At 66.7% G+C, this 14,435-nt stretch carries 14 protein-coding genes and 1 riboswitch; of the genes, 10 read left to right on the forward strand and 4 right to left on the reverse strand.

The annotated features are described in order from the left end of the window. Positions 1–134: 134 nt before the first annotated feature. From mraZ to ACQP1T_RS28310, 3 genes are all read right to left on the reverse strand, one after another. On the reverse strand, positions 135–566 hold the full coding sequence (mraZ, locus tag ACQP1T_RS28300; protein ID WP_036535307.1) for a division/cell wall cluster transcriptional repressor MraZ: 432 nt from the start codon (positions 564–566) through the stop codon (positions 135–137). A gap of 448 nt (positions 567–1,014) precedes the next feature. Further along, on the reverse strand, positions 1,015–1,437 hold the full coding sequence (locus tag ACQP1T_RS28305) for a DUF3040 domain-containing protein (RefSeq protein ID WP_433756082.1): 423 nt from the start codon (positions 1,435–1,437) through the stop codon (positions 1,015–1,017). Positions 1,438–1,559: 122 nt separating this feature from the next. Further along, positions 1,560–2,000 (reverse strand): SAV_6107 family HEPN domain-containing protein, encoded by a 441-nt coding sequence (locus tag ACQP1T_RS28310; protein WP_433762401.1) that lies wholly within the window; start codon positions 1,998–2,000, stop codon positions 1,560–1,562. Between the two features lie 150 nt (positions 2,001–2,150). Here ACQP1T_RS28310 and ACQP1T_RS28315 point away from each other — a divergent pair, with 150 nt between their 5' ends. The 5 genes from ACQP1T_RS28315 to ACQP1T_RS28335 all read left to right on the forward strand — a co-directional run bounded on the left by ACQP1T_RS28315 (position 2,151) and on the right by ACQP1T_RS28335 (position 7,707). Continuing rightward, positions 2,151–2,768, forward strand: a complete 618-nt coding sequence (locus ACQP1T_RS28315; RefSeq protein WP_433756083.1) for a GNAT family N-acetyltransferase — start codon at positions 2,151–2,153, stop codon at positions 2,766–2,768. Next, positions 2,765–4,333 carry a phytoene desaturase family protein gene (locus tag ACQP1T_RS28320; RefSeq protein ID WP_433756084.1) on the forward strand — a complete coding sequence of 523 codons (1,569 nt, stop codon included), beginning with the start codon at positions 2,765–2,767 and terminating at the stop codon, positions 4,331–4,333. Before ACQP1T_RS28315 ends, ACQP1T_RS28320 begins: the two co-directional genes overlap by 4 nt. Positions 4,334–4,770: 437 nt before the next feature. Continuing rightward, entirely contained in the window at positions 4,771–5,700 is a 930-nt protein-coding gene (locus ACQP1T_RS28325) for a carotenoid biosynthesis protein (RefSeq protein ID WP_433762402.1), read from the forward strand. Positions 5,701–5,773: 73 nt separating this feature from the next. Beyond that, positions 5,774–6,550, forward strand: coding sequence for an LppM family (lipo)protein (locus tag ACQP1T_RS28330; RefSeq protein ID WP_433756085.1), 777 nt, complete (start codon positions 5,774–5,776; stop codon positions 6,548–6,550). A 26-nt stretch (positions 6,551–6,576) separates the two neighbouring features. Continuing rightward, complete coding sequence (locus ACQP1T_RS28335) at positions 6,577–7,707, forward strand: glycosyltransferase (RefSeq protein WP_433762403.1); 1,131 nt, start codon at positions 6,577–6,579, stop codon at positions 7,705–7,707. 43 nt (positions 7,708–7,750) lie between these two features. On the opposite strand, the gene ACQP1T_RS28340 is transcribed toward ACQP1T_RS28335, so the two are convergent. Further along, on the reverse strand, positions 7,751–8,461 hold the full coding sequence (locus ACQP1T_RS28340) for a hypothetical protein (RefSeq protein ID WP_433756086.1): 711 nt from the start codon (positions 8,459–8,461) through the stop codon (positions 7,751–7,753). A gap of 322 nt (positions 8,462–8,783) precedes the next feature. Further along, positions 8,784–8,877, forward strand: a riboswitch (SAM riboswitch). Positions 8,878–8,887: 10 nt separating this feature from the next. Here ACQP1T_RS28340 and ACQP1T_RS28345 point away from each other — a divergent pair. Genes ACQP1T_RS28345 through ACQP1T_RS28365 form a run of 5 tightly spaced genes read left to right on the forward strand, consistent with a single transcriptional unit; the run spans position 8,888 to position 14,434 of the window. Then, the gene (locus tag ACQP1T_RS28345; RefSeq protein WP_433756087.1) at positions 8,888–9,913 is read left to right on the forward strand and encodes an amino acid ABC transporter permease; all 1,026 of its coding nucleotides are present in this window, start codon (positions 8,888–8,890) and stop codon (positions 9,911–9,913) included. Beyond that, the gene (locus ACQP1T_RS28350) at positions 9,910–10,683 is read left to right on the forward strand and encodes an amino acid ABC transporter ATP-binding protein (RefSeq protein WP_433756088.1); all 774 of its coding nucleotides are present in this window, start codon (positions 9,910–9,912) and stop codon (positions 10,681–10,683) included. Before ACQP1T_RS28345 ends, ACQP1T_RS28350 begins: the two co-directional genes overlap by 4 nt. 19 nt (positions 10,684–10,702) lie before the next feature. Then, the gene (locus ACQP1T_RS28355) at positions 10,703–11,677 is read left to right on the forward strand and encodes an ABC transporter substrate-binding protein (protein WP_433756089.1); all 975 of its coding nucleotides are present in this window, start codon (positions 10,703–10,705) and stop codon (positions 11,675–11,677) included. 4 nt (positions 11,678–11,681) lie between these two features. Then, positions 11,682–12,818 carry an LLM class flavin-dependent oxidoreductase gene (locus ACQP1T_RS28360; RefSeq protein WP_433756090.1) on the forward strand — a complete coding sequence of 379 codons (1,137 nt, stop codon included), beginning with the start codon at positions 11,682–11,684 and terminating at the stop codon, positions 12,816–12,818. Continuing rightward, positions 12,815–14,434 (forward strand): ABC transporter substrate-binding protein, encoded by a 1,620-nt coding sequence (locus ACQP1T_RS28365; protein WP_433756091.1) that lies wholly within the window; start codon positions 12,815–12,817, stop codon positions 14,432–14,434. Before ACQP1T_RS28360 ends, ACQP1T_RS28365 begins: the two co-directional genes overlap by 4 nt. Position 14,435: the final 1 nt, after the last annotated feature.

Raw genomic sequence — 14,435 nt, forward strand, 5'->3', positions numbered from 1 at the left:
GCCTTGTTACACAGCTACTTCGAAAATACGAATGCCGCGGGGTCTCTGACCGGAGCCTCGGCACCTGGCGTCGGGGAAGTACGTCAGGGTCCGCGCGTCCGGGCAGAGGCCGCGTGGCACTCGTTCGCTCAGGGCTAGAAGATTCCGCCCAGCGACTCGTCTCTCGCTTGTGCGTAGTCCTCCTCGTGCTCGGCGAGGTAGGACTCCCACGCCTGCTTATCCCATATCTCGAGGAAATCGACCGATCCGATCACCACGCAATCCCGCGAAAGGTTCGCGTAGCGACGATGATCGGCCGACAACACGATCCGGCCCTGGGCGTCCGGACGCTGTTCATCCGTACCGGCCGCGAGTGCCCGGACGAACGCGCGCGCCTGCGGATTGCTTCGAGATGCCGCCGCGGCTCGCCGTGCGAGGGCGGTGAACTCTTCCTTGGGATATACGGCAAGGCTGTGGTCCTGACCCTTCGTGACCATCAACCCTCCCGCCAGATCGTCTCGAAATTTCGCAGGCAACGTCAGTCGCCCCTTGTCATCCAACCGAGGTGTATAGGTACCGAGAAACAACCCGCTACCTCCCGGATCAACCCCGTGGTACGGGGAGCACGATCACCTCGGATGTATGCCCTTCCTCTTGTGCGCGCTCCACATTACCCCACTTTCCCCCACTTTCAATCGAAACTCGGGGTGATCTGGCTCCCCGCGTCGTCGATTGCGCAGGTCATCCCAGCTATCACCGTGGTGGAGAACTTTTTCCGTGTTCTGGCGACACGCGCCGCACGGCGAGACAAGCGCCCGACAACTATCAGCAAACGCCCAGGTTCCCCCGGTTTCGGCCGGTCACGGGACGACGTGGAGGTGGGCGGTGGGAGGTTGTGGGGGAAGATCGTGGGGCATTGTGGGGAACCGCGCGCGGCGAGTATGCAGCAGCCTTGCAGTCGACGCATGAGAACACGCCGCCGCACCTTTTCGGTGCGGCGGCGCGTTCGATATGTCGATGTCGGCTACGGGCGCGCTACTCCTGATCGAAGCGACGGCGGAACCGATCCTCCATGCGCTCGGAGAAACCACCGGACTTGCGCCCTCGCGCACGTCCGCCGGATCCGCCACTCGCGCCACCGGATTGGGCATTGCCCGACCGGTCGCCCTTGGCGATGCCCTTGGAACTGCCGAGCAGCAACAGCACGCCCGCAGCGAACATCACGATGAATCCGATCAGGCTGATGATCGGAAAGTCGCCGAGCTTCACCGGAGCGGCTATGCCAGCGACGAGTAGAAACAGGCCGAGGACGAACAAGGCCGCGGCCTGGAGTCTGCGACGACTCGAGGTCGAGCGAAGGCGTCCGCCGCGGACGGACGACGCGAACTTCGGATCCTCAGCATAGAGCGCGCTCTCGATCTGTTCGAGCATGCGCTGCTCGTGCTCGGAGAGTGGCACGGTACCTCCCCCGGCACTAGGACGTGGCTGTCGCCTCCGGGTAGGCGACAGATAGCCAAGGTCGGCTATCTGCCACCAATGATACGAGTTCGATCAGTGCCGTACCACCTACTCGCCGATAACTAAGCGGTCATGCCGCCGGACCAGCCCGGCGCGGGGCGCAACCGAGCCCCGGCATTCAGCAGATCTTCCACGTCGTGCAGGAATGCGCCCACCCGCGAATAGAACTCGTCGGCCTGCTGATCATCCACATCGCGATCGAGCCCCGCCTCCAACGCCGCCCTGATCTCCGAACGAGCGCTGAAGTAGTCGGCCCACATGACGAATTCGGGCGCGGCACGCTGCATCAGTACCCAGGCATTGCGCGATCGCACCCGCGGTGCGGCGTCGGCTCCGGTGAACGCGAGCACGGCACCGGCACCGCGCAGTGCGGCGAGATACGCGGTCCGAAAACGCTCGCGCGGGTCGCGTTCCCCCGCGGCCTGCATCAGCAAGCCGTCCGCGCGCTGCAGCAGCTTGCCCGCCCTGCCCGGTTGCCCCGGGTGTTCGATCCGACCAGACATCAGCCGTCCCTCCGAGTCGCTCACCTGGCCTATCCTGGGCGCGAATGCCGAGTTCCCAGCACCGCGAGGATCGAACAGGTATTCGAACGTTTGAATTGAGATTGAATATAAGGACACCCACCGACAACTTTCCGCGGACCGACGAGAGCCATGACAGCCGTCAAGCCCAAACACATCCCCGCCAACGCCCCTGTCGTCATCGACCTCTCCGTCGCGGCGCTGCGCTCGCGGCTGCACGACGCACTGGCGGTGTACGTCGCGGCGATGGAATATCCGCACGGCACCGAACACCATCGCGCGCCGATGTGGACCGAGCACACCACCCGCGTCGGCTGGCAGGGCGTCGCCGCCGTCATCCCGGATGATTCCGGACAGATCGACCTGCGGACCGCGCCGATCGTGGCCATCGCCTACGGCTATCGCGGCGCCGCCCATCAATGGTGGCACCAGCAGGTGCACAGCGGGATGCGCCGCTCGGGCTGGCCGGAACATTCCGCGCGCGAACTGCTTTCGGACTATTTCGAACTGACCGAGCTGCACGTGCATCCGTCGGCGCAGGGGCGCGGCATCGGCAGCGAACTGCTGACGCGGCTGCTGGCCGACCGCACCGAGAGCGCGGTACTGCTGTCCACACCGGAGGTGCACGGCGAGGCCAACCGGGCCTGGAAGCTATATCGGCGACTCGGATTCACCGATGTGATCCGCAATTTCGTCTTCGCCGGGGATACCAGGCCGTTCGCGATCCTGGGACGGCGGCTGCCTCTGTGACCGTTGTGGTCGTCGGGTCGGGCCACAACGCGCTCGTCGCCGCTTGCTATCTGGCGCGTGCCGGGGAACGGGTGGAGGTGCTCGAGCGCGACAAGGTGCTCGGCGGCGCGGTGTCGACGGTCGAACGTTTTCCCGGTCATCTGGTCGATCGCGGATCATCGGCGCACATCATGGTGCGCCATACCGGGATCATCGAGGAACTGGAGCTGTCGCGCTTCGGGCTGCGCTATATGGATTGTGATCCTTGGGGTTTCACACCCGCGGGACCGGACGGCGGCGCGCCGATCGTATTCCATCGTGATCTCGATCGGACCTGCGCCGGGATCGCGGAGGTCTGCGGTGCGCGGGACGCGGCGGCGTATCGGCGCTTCGTCGAGGTCTGGGGACCGCGGTCGGCGCGGGTGATGCGCGCGTTCTGCGGTGCGCCCACGCCGGGTCGGCTGCTGCGTTCGTTCTGGGGGCTGGACGCGCGCGACGGCGGGAGCGCGTTGTCGCGGGAATTCCTGCAGACCGGCGATGCACTGCTGGACAGCTACTTCGACGACGAGCGGCTCAAGGCGTCGCTGGCCTGGTTCGGTGCGCAGTCCGGGCCGCCGATGTCGGAACCGGGGACCGCGCCGATGGTCGGATTCGCCGCGCTGATGCATACGCTGCCGCCGGGACGGGCGGTGGGCGGAAGTGGGGCGCTGACAACCGCATTGGTGGCACGGCTGCGCGCCGATGGCGGTGTGGTGTCGGCGGGTGATGCGGTCACCGAGCTGCGGCAGGCCGGAGCGGGCTGGCAGGTGCGCACAGCGGCGGGGCGAAGTCTGCACGCGGACACCGTGATCGCGGGCAGCCATGTGCTGACCACACTGGATCTGCTGCGGGACGGCGGATTCGACGATGCGGTGCTCGACGGCTGGCGGCGGCGGATCCGGGTCGGACCCGGTATCGGCATGGTGGTGCGGCTCGCGACCTCCGCGCTGCCGCAGTATCCGGGCAGCTCGACCGCCGAATCCGCCAATGGTCTGCAGTTTCTCGTCTCCGACCGGCGGCAGCTGCGCCGGGCGCACGGTGCGGCGCAAGCTGGTGATCTGCCGCCGCGTCCGGTGGTGCTGGCCATGAGTTTCAGCGCGCTGGATCCCAGCATCGCCCCCGCCGATGAGCATCAGCTCTCCCTGTGGGCGCAGTGGCATCCGTACGAGCTGGCCGACGGGAGTGACTGGGCCGCGCACGCGGAGTCGGAGGCGGATCGAATCATCGCCGAAGTCGATTCCTACGCACCGGGTTTCGCGGCGAATGTGCTGCGGCGGCATGTGCAGACCCCGGTCGATCTCGAGCGCGAACTGGGGTTGCGCGGCGGAAATGTGATGCACGTGGAGATGTCGCTGGATCAGATGATGTTGTGGCGGCCGCTGCCGGAGCTGTCCGGGCAGCGGGTGCCCGGCGCGCCGGGTTTGTATCTCACCGGCGCGTCGACGCATCCGGGTGGCGGGGTGTCCGGAGCGAGCGGACGCAGCGCGGCGCAGTTGGTGCTGCGTGATCGACGGCGCAACCGGCTTCCGCTGCTGCGCAGGCGATGACGGAGCCCACTGGGCCAGCCGTGCCGGAGCCGGACGGGCGATGCACGTCCGGGGTGGAAAGCCCTCGCCCGAAGAATGCCGGGCGGGTGGGGGCCTCCGACGCGACAGATTCCAACGTCCACAGTGGGGCGAGTGCAGAGACCATGGGGCGGGCACCCTCCGACACAACGGACTCCGATGTCTATGGCTCGGCGAGTCCGGAGACCACCGGGCGCGCGGGGGCCTCCGACACAACAGACTCCACCATCCACGGTCCGGCGAATGCAGAGACCATCGGACGGGCACCCTCCGACACAACGGACTCCGACATCCACGGCACGGCGAATGCGGAGAGCATCGGGCGGGCCGAGGCCTCACCCGCAACGGATTCTGCCCTTCGCGGTGCTCACAGGTATCTGGCAAGTTGGCGTGGCGCGGGTCGGCACCCGCGGTCGACGGTGGACTTTCGATGGACGCCGCGGTTGCTGGTGCCCGCGGTCTCGGCGGTTCTGCTCGTGCTCGTGCAGATCGGTTATCCGCTCGCCTCGGGTGTTGCTCGCGATCGGGTGACCCAGGCGGTCGTGTTGTTGTCGGCGGGGACGGCGCTGGTGCACGCGGGAGCGACGCGTGGTGTCCGGTATGCCTTGGGGTTCGTGGCGATTGTCTCCGGGCTCGGTCTGCTTGCCGAAATCATCGGTACCGCAACAGGGTTCCCGTTCGGCTGTTATGAGTATGCCGACGGCAGGTTGGGGCCCGCGGTGGCGGGAGTGCCGTTGGTGGTCGCGCTGGCCTGGACCGGTGGGCTGTATCCGGTGTGGGTGGTCGCGGGCTTGTCGAGCAGACGGTGGGCCGGGCGAGTTGTTTTGACCGCAGTGGGGGCCGTTGGCTGGGATCTGTTCCTCGATCCGCAGATGGTGGCGGACGGACAGTGGACTTGGTGTGCCACCGGTCGGGGGCTGCCCGGGCTCACCGACATTCCATACACCAACTATCTGGGGTGGTTCGCGGTGGCGCTGGTGATGGCGTTGCTGCTCATCGGCCTGGATCGCGCGGCCGGAACGAGAGGTGCGAACACGTTCGCGGCGAGCGTGCAGACGGCACAGCATCAGCTGTCGACATCGGAGGCACTGATCGCCGACACGGGACCGGCGGCGGGAGCCGCCGCACGGGAGTTTCCTGACTCGATCACTCCGGAGCAGCGATACCGAGAGCCGATATCGGCGGACGTGGTGGTGCCGGTGGCGGTGTTCATATGGACCTGGCTCGGGTCGACGCTCGCACACGCGGTGTTCCTCGATCTGCCGTATTCGGCCTGGTACGGGTGTGTCGGGCTGGGGGTGCTCGGGGTGCCGCTGCTGGTGCGGTCGGTCGCGACCAGGCTGGGCTGATACGACCTGTCCGATACTTCGGCGGCGTGCATTCCGCCCGTCGCGTGGCAATTCGGGGCGAGGGCCTGGCACGATGTGTGCCGTGCAGCCGAGTCCTCTCACCGCGATGCCCGACACACCGGTTCTACCGCCGCGTTCTCCCCGGCCCGCTGCGCGGGTGGCCGCGGCGGTGCTGCTTGCCGCGATGCTGGTGCCCATGCTCGCGGGCTGCCTGCGGGTGCAGGTGTCGATGGGTGTGTCGTCGAATGACCGGGTCTCCGGTCGGATCGTGGCAGCGGTGGTGCCCGCGGACGCCAATGACAAGGGCCCGCAGCTGAAGGCGCCCGATTCGCTGGCCGCGAAGGTGCGGGTGGAGCCGTACAGCCAGGACGGTTATGTCGGCAGCAAGGTGTTCTTCGAGGATCTGTCCTTCGGCGAGGTCGGCCAACTCGGCGCGCTCTCCGATCAGACCCAGGGCATGTTCAACCTGTCGTTCCAGCGCACCGGCGACCTGGTCAGCCTCAATGGCCGGGTCGATCTGAAATCCGTTCCGCCGCATGGGTCGGACGTGCAGTTCACGGTGGCTTTCCCAGCCCGCGTCGCCAAGACCAATGGCAATCGCGAGGACGACTCGACCGTCTCCTGGAAACTGCCGCCCGGCGATGTCTCCACGGTGCGCGCCGAGGTCAGCTATTCCGACCCGAACACCCGCTCCTTCGCGGGCTGGGCTGGCATCGTCGGCGGTATCACTCTGGCCGTCGCCGCGATCATCGCCGCCATCGCCTATATGGACCGCAATCCGGCGCCGCCCGGTGCACCCGAAAGCGACTTCTCACTGAGCAATCTGTGGCGTTCACTGACCCGCCGCTGACGCGAACCCTGCGCACCGGCGCGGCGATCGCCGCGTGGACGGGCGCGGGTATCGCGCTGTTCGGTTGCGGGACCGCATTATTCAACCGCGTGACGGTGCGCAGGCTGTCGACCGGACCTACTACGGTGATCGAGCCGGTCACGGTGTGTATCCCGGCTCGCGACGAGGCCGCGCGACTGCCCGAACTGATCGATGATCTCCGCGGTCAAGTGGGTGTGCCGCGCCTGCGGGTGCTGATTCTCGACGATGCGTCGTCGGACGGGACCGAAGCGGCCGCACTCGAAGCGATCGCGGGTGATTCGCGCTTCACGGTGTTCCGTTCCGAGGCCGAACCCGCACCCGGATGGACCGGGAAGGCCGCAGCCTGCGCGCGACTGGCCGAATTGGCGGATGCCACGGTGTTGATCTTTCTCGACGCCGACGTGCGATTGGCACCGAATGCGATCGCCGCGGCGACCGCCGAATTGCGCCGTAGCCGAGCCGCCTTGTTGTCACCGTGGCCGTACCAGGCGACCGAATCACTGGCCGAGGCGCTGGTGCAGCCGCTGCTGTGCTGGTCGTGGGCGGCGAGCCTGCCGATCGTCGCCGCCAATCGCAGCCTGCGCCCCTCGACGGCAGTCGCATGCGGCCAGTTCCTGGTCTTCGACGCAACCGCCTACCGCGCCATCGGCGGTCACACCGCGGTCGCCGCGAGCCCCACCGAGGACCTGGATATCGCTCGCGCACTGCGTCGTTCGGGTCGCCGGACCGCGCTGGTCGCGGCAGGCCGAGCGGCGAGCACCCGAATGTACCGCGGCGCAGCCGAACTGGAGGACGGCTACAGCCGCTGGCTGTGGTCCGCCTACGGCGGTAGGACAACCGGCGGTGCGGCAGTGGGAGCTGTTGCGGCACTGGCCTACTGGGTGCCCCCACTGGCTGCGATCGGTGGCCGAGGTTCGGTACGCACCGCCGGTCTCATCGGTTACAGCGCCGCAGTCGCCAGCCGCCTCCTCGCGCGCTCACTGGAACGCGGCACCACGACCCGCACGGACATCCTCGCGGCCCTGGCACATCCACTCTCCATCGACGCCTACCTCCGCCTCTGGACCCGCTCCCGCCGCGCCCACCACCACAACACCTTGACCTGGAAGGCCCGCCCCCTCACACCCACCCGCTGATCAAGATCAGGTGGAATCCATGGCGGCATCGGCCGAGACGTAGTCAGCGCACCGAGGTGAGTCCTATCGTCGGGAGGAAGAAGCAGGACTTGCCGCCGTTGTCGACGGTTCCGAAGACCGCGGCGAGTACCGTGCCGGATCCGGTGTCGACCGGAACCGCGCGTACCCCGCCGACCGGGAAGGCGGCGAAGAAGTCTTGGATGGCACGTTCGGCCAGTGGCCTTATCTCGGTCGGGGTTTCGGCGGGCACCATCGTGCGGACCACATCGGGGATCGATCCCATGGCGGTGACGCCACTGCGGCCATTGGCCAGGTTGACCCAGGCGACATTCATGCCCGTGGCGTTGGTGCCGTCCGGGCCGAGGCCGTAGGGGACGAAGGTGAACATGACTTGCCCCGCCTTGACGGCGGCCGGGTCGAGGCCCGGAATGGCCACCGTAGCTTTCGGCCACGGGCCGGGCACCGCCCCCGCAACGGCGGGGACCAGACCGAGGCTGCCGGTGGCCGAGCAGAACGGCGCGACGGCGGGATATAGGAACGGGTCGATGCCGAAGGTGCGCAGCGCCTCGACAACGGTTCGGTAAGCGGCCAACAGATCACCGGGCGCGGCCTGGGCAGGCGGGGAGGTCGCGGCCGGAACAGCTGGTTCGGGCATCGGCGCCGGACCGGCGGCGGCGATGCCGGGGGAGAGAGCCAGCGCGACCGAACCGGTCGCGATGGCGGTTAGCGTCGTCAGACGGCGCAGCAGGGTCACGGCGAACCTCCTCATCGTCGGGCACGAATCGAGGTCCGAGAGTACTCCGGCAAACCTTCGCAACAGCGGCTATTTCGGCGAGCGACACGGTCGTGCCGCGCGCCGCCGCGGCAAACCACAGCGGGGCAATCCGGACGAACAGCGCGCGCAGAACCATATCCGAAATGCCACGATCCACTGCACAACCGGGCCAATAGTGCCTGCTCATGGCCATGTAAACAAGGTCTGCGCTCAGGCTGATTCGTACCCTTGTGCCGGACTTCGCCTGCTTCGCATGATATTTCGGCTAGACCCATTGACCGACCCGTGCTCGGCGTCGGACACACCATCCAGAGCGACCGAGAGACCTGGCTCATCGACGTCGCAGCAACCCCCCGGTCACCGGGTGCGGGTGCTTCCGCCGGGAACGATGGAGGAACCGGAACCATGAGCGCGTCCGTCGCATCCGATACTCCGGTATCGGATGTACCGATACCGGGTGCCCACACACCCGATGCCGCCGCATCGGGTGCACCCGCCGCTACCGCAGGCATCACCGATGCACCCGCGATCGCCAGGTCCTGGCACCCGTGGCGCTGGGTGGTCAGTGCCATCGCACTGGTACTGCTCGCACAATTCATCCACGGACTGGCCACCAACCCCGGCTGGGATTGGTCGACGTTCGCCAAGTACTTCACCGCGAAATCGGTGCTGTCGGCGCTGAAGGTCACCTTGGAGCTGACCCTGTGGGGTACGGCACTGGGATTCCTGATCGGCACGGCATTGGCGATCGCCCGGCTGTCGAATAATCCGGTGCTGCGGGTGATCTCGTGGGTCTATATCTGGGCGTTCCGCTCGATTCCGCTGATCGTGCAGTTGCTGTTCTGGTTCAACATCGCCTACCTGTACAACACGATTTCGCTCGGAATCCCATTCGGCCCTTCCTTTCTCACCTTCGAGGTGAACGGGGTGATCAGCGGGTTCACCGCGGCGGTCATCGGACTCGCATTGCATCAGGCGGCGTATGCGGCCGAGATCATCCGGGCCGGATACATTTCGGTCGATCCGGGGCAGCTGGAAGCGGCCGCGGCGCTGGGCATTCCACGGGTGCGCCAGTTCCGCACGGTCATCGTCCCGCAGGCCATGCGCTCGATTCTGCCGAATGCGACCAATGAGGTGATCAGCCTGTTCAAGGGCACCTCGATCGTGTCGGTCATGGCGATCGCGGAACTGTTCTACCAGGTCCAGGTGATCTACGGGCGCAACGGCCGGGTGGTGCCACTGCTCATGGTGGCCACCGTCTGGTACATCGTGCTGACCACGATTCTGTCGGTGGTGCAGTTCTATATCGAACGCCACTACGCCAAGGGCGCGCACCGCACGCCGCCACCGACACCGGTGCAGAGGGTGTGGCGCAGGCTACGCGAAATCGCCGAAGTCGGTTCCGCCGCACCGCGCGGGGCAACCCGATGAGCGCGCCGGTGGCGGCGGCAGTCGAAGTGCGCGGCGTGCGAAAGTCCTACGGCGGCACCGACGTACTGGCTGGCATCGACCTGACCGTGCGCGCCGGTGAAGTGGTCACCGTGATCGGACCGTCCGGCTCCGGCAAGTCGACGCTGCTGCGGGTGGTCAATCACCTGGAGCCGCTGGATGCGGGCACCGTGCACATCGACGGCGAGTTGATCGGATATCGGCTGCGCCGCAATAAGTTGCACGCGCTGTCGGACCGCGAAGTGCGCAAGCAGCGCTCGCATATCGGCTTCGTCTTCCAGCAGTTCAATCTCTTCCCGCATCTGACGGTGCTCGACAATGTCACGCTCGCACCGATTTCCGCGCAGGGCCGCCCGCGTGCGGAAATCGAGACCGAGGCACGGGAATTGCTCGCGCGGGTCGGCATCGGCGAACTGAGCGACGCCTATCCGCGGCGGCTGTCCGGCGGTCAACAGCAGCGCGTGGCCATCGCGCGCGCGTTGGCACTGCGACCGCCGGTGATCCTCTTCGACGAACCCACCTCCGCATTGGATCCGGAACTCGTCGGCGAAGTCCTCGATGTGATCCGCGATCTCGCCGACGGCGGGACCGCACTGGTGATCGTCACCCACGAAATCGGTTTCGCCCGTGAGGTCGCCGACACCGTCGTATTCCTCGACGGCGGCGTGGTCGTCGAACAAGGTCCGCCCGCCGACGTACTGGACAACCCGCAACACCCGCGCACCCGCGCATTTCTGTCCCGAGTCCGCTGAGCGCGGTGCGCGCTCCCCGATGAACAGGTATTCGATGAAGCTCTCTGCCCTGGTCGGCCTGGCCGCCACGGTCGCCTTGCTGGCCACCGGCTGCGGCACCGATCCGGACGCGGAAAACTCCGCGCAGCCCGCCGGTTCGATCACCTTCGACCTCTCCCCCGGTCAGTCCGGCCGGATCCACGCGCCCAAGGTCGACGCCATTGCCGCCGAACTGCCGCAGGCCATTCGGGATCGCGGCACGCTGGTTGTCACCGGATCCGGCGGTGCCGCACCGCCTTTGCGGTTCTACGCCACCGACGATAAGACCATTGTCGGGTCCGAGGTCGATTTCGCCTCACTCGTCGCCGATATCCTCGGGCTGAAACTCGTTGCGCAGGTGGCCGATTGGTCGCAGAACTTCGTGCGGGTCGACTCCGGCGAGGCCGATGTCTTCATCTCCAACGTCACCGTGACCGAGGAGCGCAAGGAGAAATACGACTTCGCCACCTACCGCAATGACACCGTCGCGCTGGAGATCCCCAAGCAGAGCACGCTGGAATACAAGGATCGTAAGAGCCTGGCGGGCAAGCGGATCGGCGTCGGCAGCGGTACCAATCAGGAGCAGCTGCTGGTCAAGTGGAACGAGCAGAATATCGCCGAGGGCCTGCGCCCGATCGATATCGCCTACTTCCAGCAGGTCACCGACTATTACCTGGCGCTGGCCTCACAGCGCCTGGACGGCTACATCGGCCCGAACCCGTCCGCGATCTATCACAGCAGCACGGCGAATCAGACCAAGATCGTCGCGACCTTCTCCGGCGCCGGTGACACATTGCAGGGCGAGATCGGTGTGCTCACCAAGAAGGACAACGGGCTGATCGGCCCCATCAACAAGGCCATCAACAACGCCATCCAGACCGGCACCTACCAGCAGGTCATCGATCGCTGGGGGTTGCGGACCGAGACCGTGCCGAGTTCGCGGATCAATCCGCCCGGCCTACCGAAGAAGTCGTGAACGCATGAAGTTCCTGCTGTTCACCCTCGTCACCCGGGTGCCGGATCCGCATACCGGTCGGCTGCCCGAGACCAGGGACCGACTACTCGATGTCATCGGCCAGGCTCGCATCGCCGAGGAACTCGGCTACGACGGCTTCGCCGTCGGTGAGCGGCACGAGGATCCGTTCCTCTCGGCCGCACCGCCGGTGATCCTGTCCCATATCGCCGCGGTCACCGCGCGGATCAGTCTTTTCACCGCCGTCACCACGCTGAGTCTGTTGGACCCGGTGCGCGCGTTCGAGGACTATTCGACGCTGGACAATCTCTCCGGCGGCCGCCTCGAACTGATCATCGGTAAAGGCAACGGTGCGGCGCAGGCGAAGCTGTATCACGTCACCGCCGAGGACCAGTGGGATCGCAATCGCGAAGGCTACGAACTGTTCCGGGCGCTGTGGGACAGCGACACCGTGACCTGGTCGGGCCGATTCCGGCCGGAGCTGATCGAGGCCAAGGCGCTGCCGCGGCCATGGCAGCCGCGTATTCGCATCTGGCACGGCAGCGCGACCAGCCGCGATTCGGTGGAACTCGCCGCGCGCCACGGTGATCCGCTGTTCTCGGCGAATGTCACCAATCCGATCGAACCGTATGCCGAACTGGTGCGCCACTATCGGGAGCGTTGGGAGCACTACGGGCACGATCCGGCCGAGGCCCTGGTCGGCGCGGGCACCGCGGGATTTCATGTGGCGCGCACGTCACAGGAGGCACTCGACGTGTATCGCCCGATCTTCGAGGCTCGACTCGGGTTGGCGCGCAAGCTCGGGCTGCCGATCGTCTTCGAGACGCTCGACGATTTCGTCGCGCGCAGTTCGGCGCTGGTCGGCAGCCCGGAGCAGGTGATCGACAAGGTGGGGCGCCAGCATGAGGCCTTGGGGCACGAGGTGATCCATCTGTCCGCCGAACGCGACGGCCGCGGCGAGTCGCAACATCGCGCCAGCCTCGAACTCTTCCAGGCCGAAGTCGCACCCGAACTACGCCGACGCATTCCGAGCCGACCACTGGCCACCGCTCCGAACGGTCGCGCCACCGCACGTCCCATCGAATACGACATCGATTCCCGCGGCGAACTCGTCCGCACCGAAACATCTGGAGTACCACAGTGATCCGTCCCCGCCACCGAATCGCGGCCGTGGCCGCCGCCGTCACCGCGGCCGCGAGTCTCGCCGCCTGCGGCAGTGATTCGGCTACCGGCGGCGCCGACGCGGGTCCGCCACAACCGGGCGGCACCCTGCGCTATGGCCTTTCGCAGGCGCCGACGTGCTCGGATCCGGCGCAGTCCGGCACCAATCAGACGCTGTATGTGACCCGCCAGATCGTGGATTCGCTGACCGATCAGGATCCGAAGACCGGTGAGATCAAGCCGTGGCTGGCCAAGAGCTGGGAGATCTCCCCCGACGCGAAGGTGTTCACCTTCCATCTCGCCGACGGTGTCACCTTCAGCGACGGCACCCCGCTCACCGCGGATTCGGTGCGCAACACCTTCGATTCGGTGATCAAACTGGGCGGGGCCAAGGCGCCGCTCGGCTCCAGCTATCTGACCAACTACGTCGGCACCACCGCGGTCGACAAGCTGACCGCACGGGTCGAATTCAGCAAGCCCAATGCCCAGTTCCTGCAGGCGTCCTCGACCGCGCAGCTCGGCATTCAGGGCGATGTCACCACGGCGAAGCCCGCCGATCAGCGCTGCCTGGGCGACAATGTCGGCAGCGGTCCGTTCACCTATGCGTCCTGGCGCCAGGATGCCTCGGCCACCCTGGCCAAGCGTGCCGGATACAGCTGGGGTTCGGCGGTCTTCGCCCATCAGGGCGCGGCATATCTGGACAAGATCGAGTTCACGGTGGTGCCCGAATCCGGTGTCCGCACCGGCAGTCTCATCTCCGGCCAGCTCGACGCCGTCAGCGATGCGCTGCCACAGGACGCACCGCAGATCGAGGCCGCGAGCGGGCGGGTATTGAGCACCGCGAATCCCGGTGTGCCGTTCGGCTTCCAGACCAACGTCACCCGTGGGCCGCTGCGCGATGCCGCGGTGCGCCAGGCCCTGCTGCCCGCGATCGACCGGAAACAGCTGGTGGATACCGTACTCGGCCCGCAGTTCAAAGCCGCCACCAGCACATTGGCCAGCAGCACGCCCGGCTACCAGGATCTTTCGGCCCGACTGAGTTACGACCCGGCCAAGGCGCGCGGCATCCTGGACCAGGCGGGCTGGACGCCCGGAGGTGACGGTATCCGCGCGAAAAATGGTGAACGCCTGTCCTTCTCGGTGCTGTTCAGTCAGGCGTTCGCGGGCAATCAGGCCATCCTGGAGCTGGTGCAGCAGCAGCTGCGCCAGGTGGGTGTGGAGCTGAAGCTGGATCTGGTGTCGGGTCCGGAGAGCACAGCACGACAGAACGTCAAGGATTTCGACACCACCTACTACAACACCACTCGTGCCGACGGTGACATTCTGCGCACCTCCTTCAGTGTCGACGGGCGCAATCTCAATGCCCGCGAACGCATCCCGGCATTGGATGATGTGCTCGACGGTCAGCTGAGCGCCTCGGACACCGCCGCACGCACCGCATTGGTCCGCACCGCGCAACAGGCCGTACTCGATGCGGGGCTGTGGATTCCGACGGTCGAACTGTCACAGGCCATCGGTGCGGCGCAGAGCGTGCAGGATCTGAAGTTCGAGGCCTCGGCTCGGTTGCAGTTCTTCGACACCTGGTTGAGCGGGCGGTAGC

The organism is Nocardia sp. CA-135398 (genome assembly GCF_050955845.1).
Lineage (GTDB): Bacteria > Actinomycetota > Actinomycetes > Mycobacteriales > Mycobacteriaceae > Nocardia.

Excerpts from the sequence above, each read along its gene's own strand:
- ACQP1T_RS28310 (WP_433762401.1), bottom strand. The coding sequence starts at position 2,000 with ATGTCTGGTCGGATCGAACACCCGGGGCAACCGGGCAGGGCGGGCAAG.
- ACQP1T_RS28315 (WP_433756083.1), top strand. The coding sequence starts at position 2,151 with ATGACAGCCGTCAAGCCCAAACACATCCCCGCCAACGCCCCTGTCGTC.
- ACQP1T_RS28330 (WP_433756085.1), top strand. The coding sequence starts at position 5,774 with ATGTGTGCCGTGCAGCCGAGTCCTCTCACCGCGATGCCCGACACACCG.
- ACQP1T_RS28345 (WP_433756087.1), top strand. The coding sequence starts at position 8,888 with ATGAGCGCGTCCGTCGCATCCGATACTCCGGTATCGGATGTACCGATA.
- ACQP1T_RS28350 (WP_433756088.1), top strand. The coding sequence starts at position 9,910 with ATGAGCGCGCCGGTGGCGGCGGCAGTCGAAGTGCGCGGCGTGCGAAAG.
- ACQP1T_RS28355 (WP_433756089.1), top strand. The coding sequence starts at position 10,703 with ATGAACAGGTATTCGATGAAGCTCTCTGCCCTGGTCGGCCTGGCCGCC.
- ACQP1T_RS28360 (WP_433756090.1), top strand. The coding sequence starts at position 11,682 with ATGAAGTTCCTGCTGTTCACCCTCGTCACCCGGGTGCCGGATCCGCAT.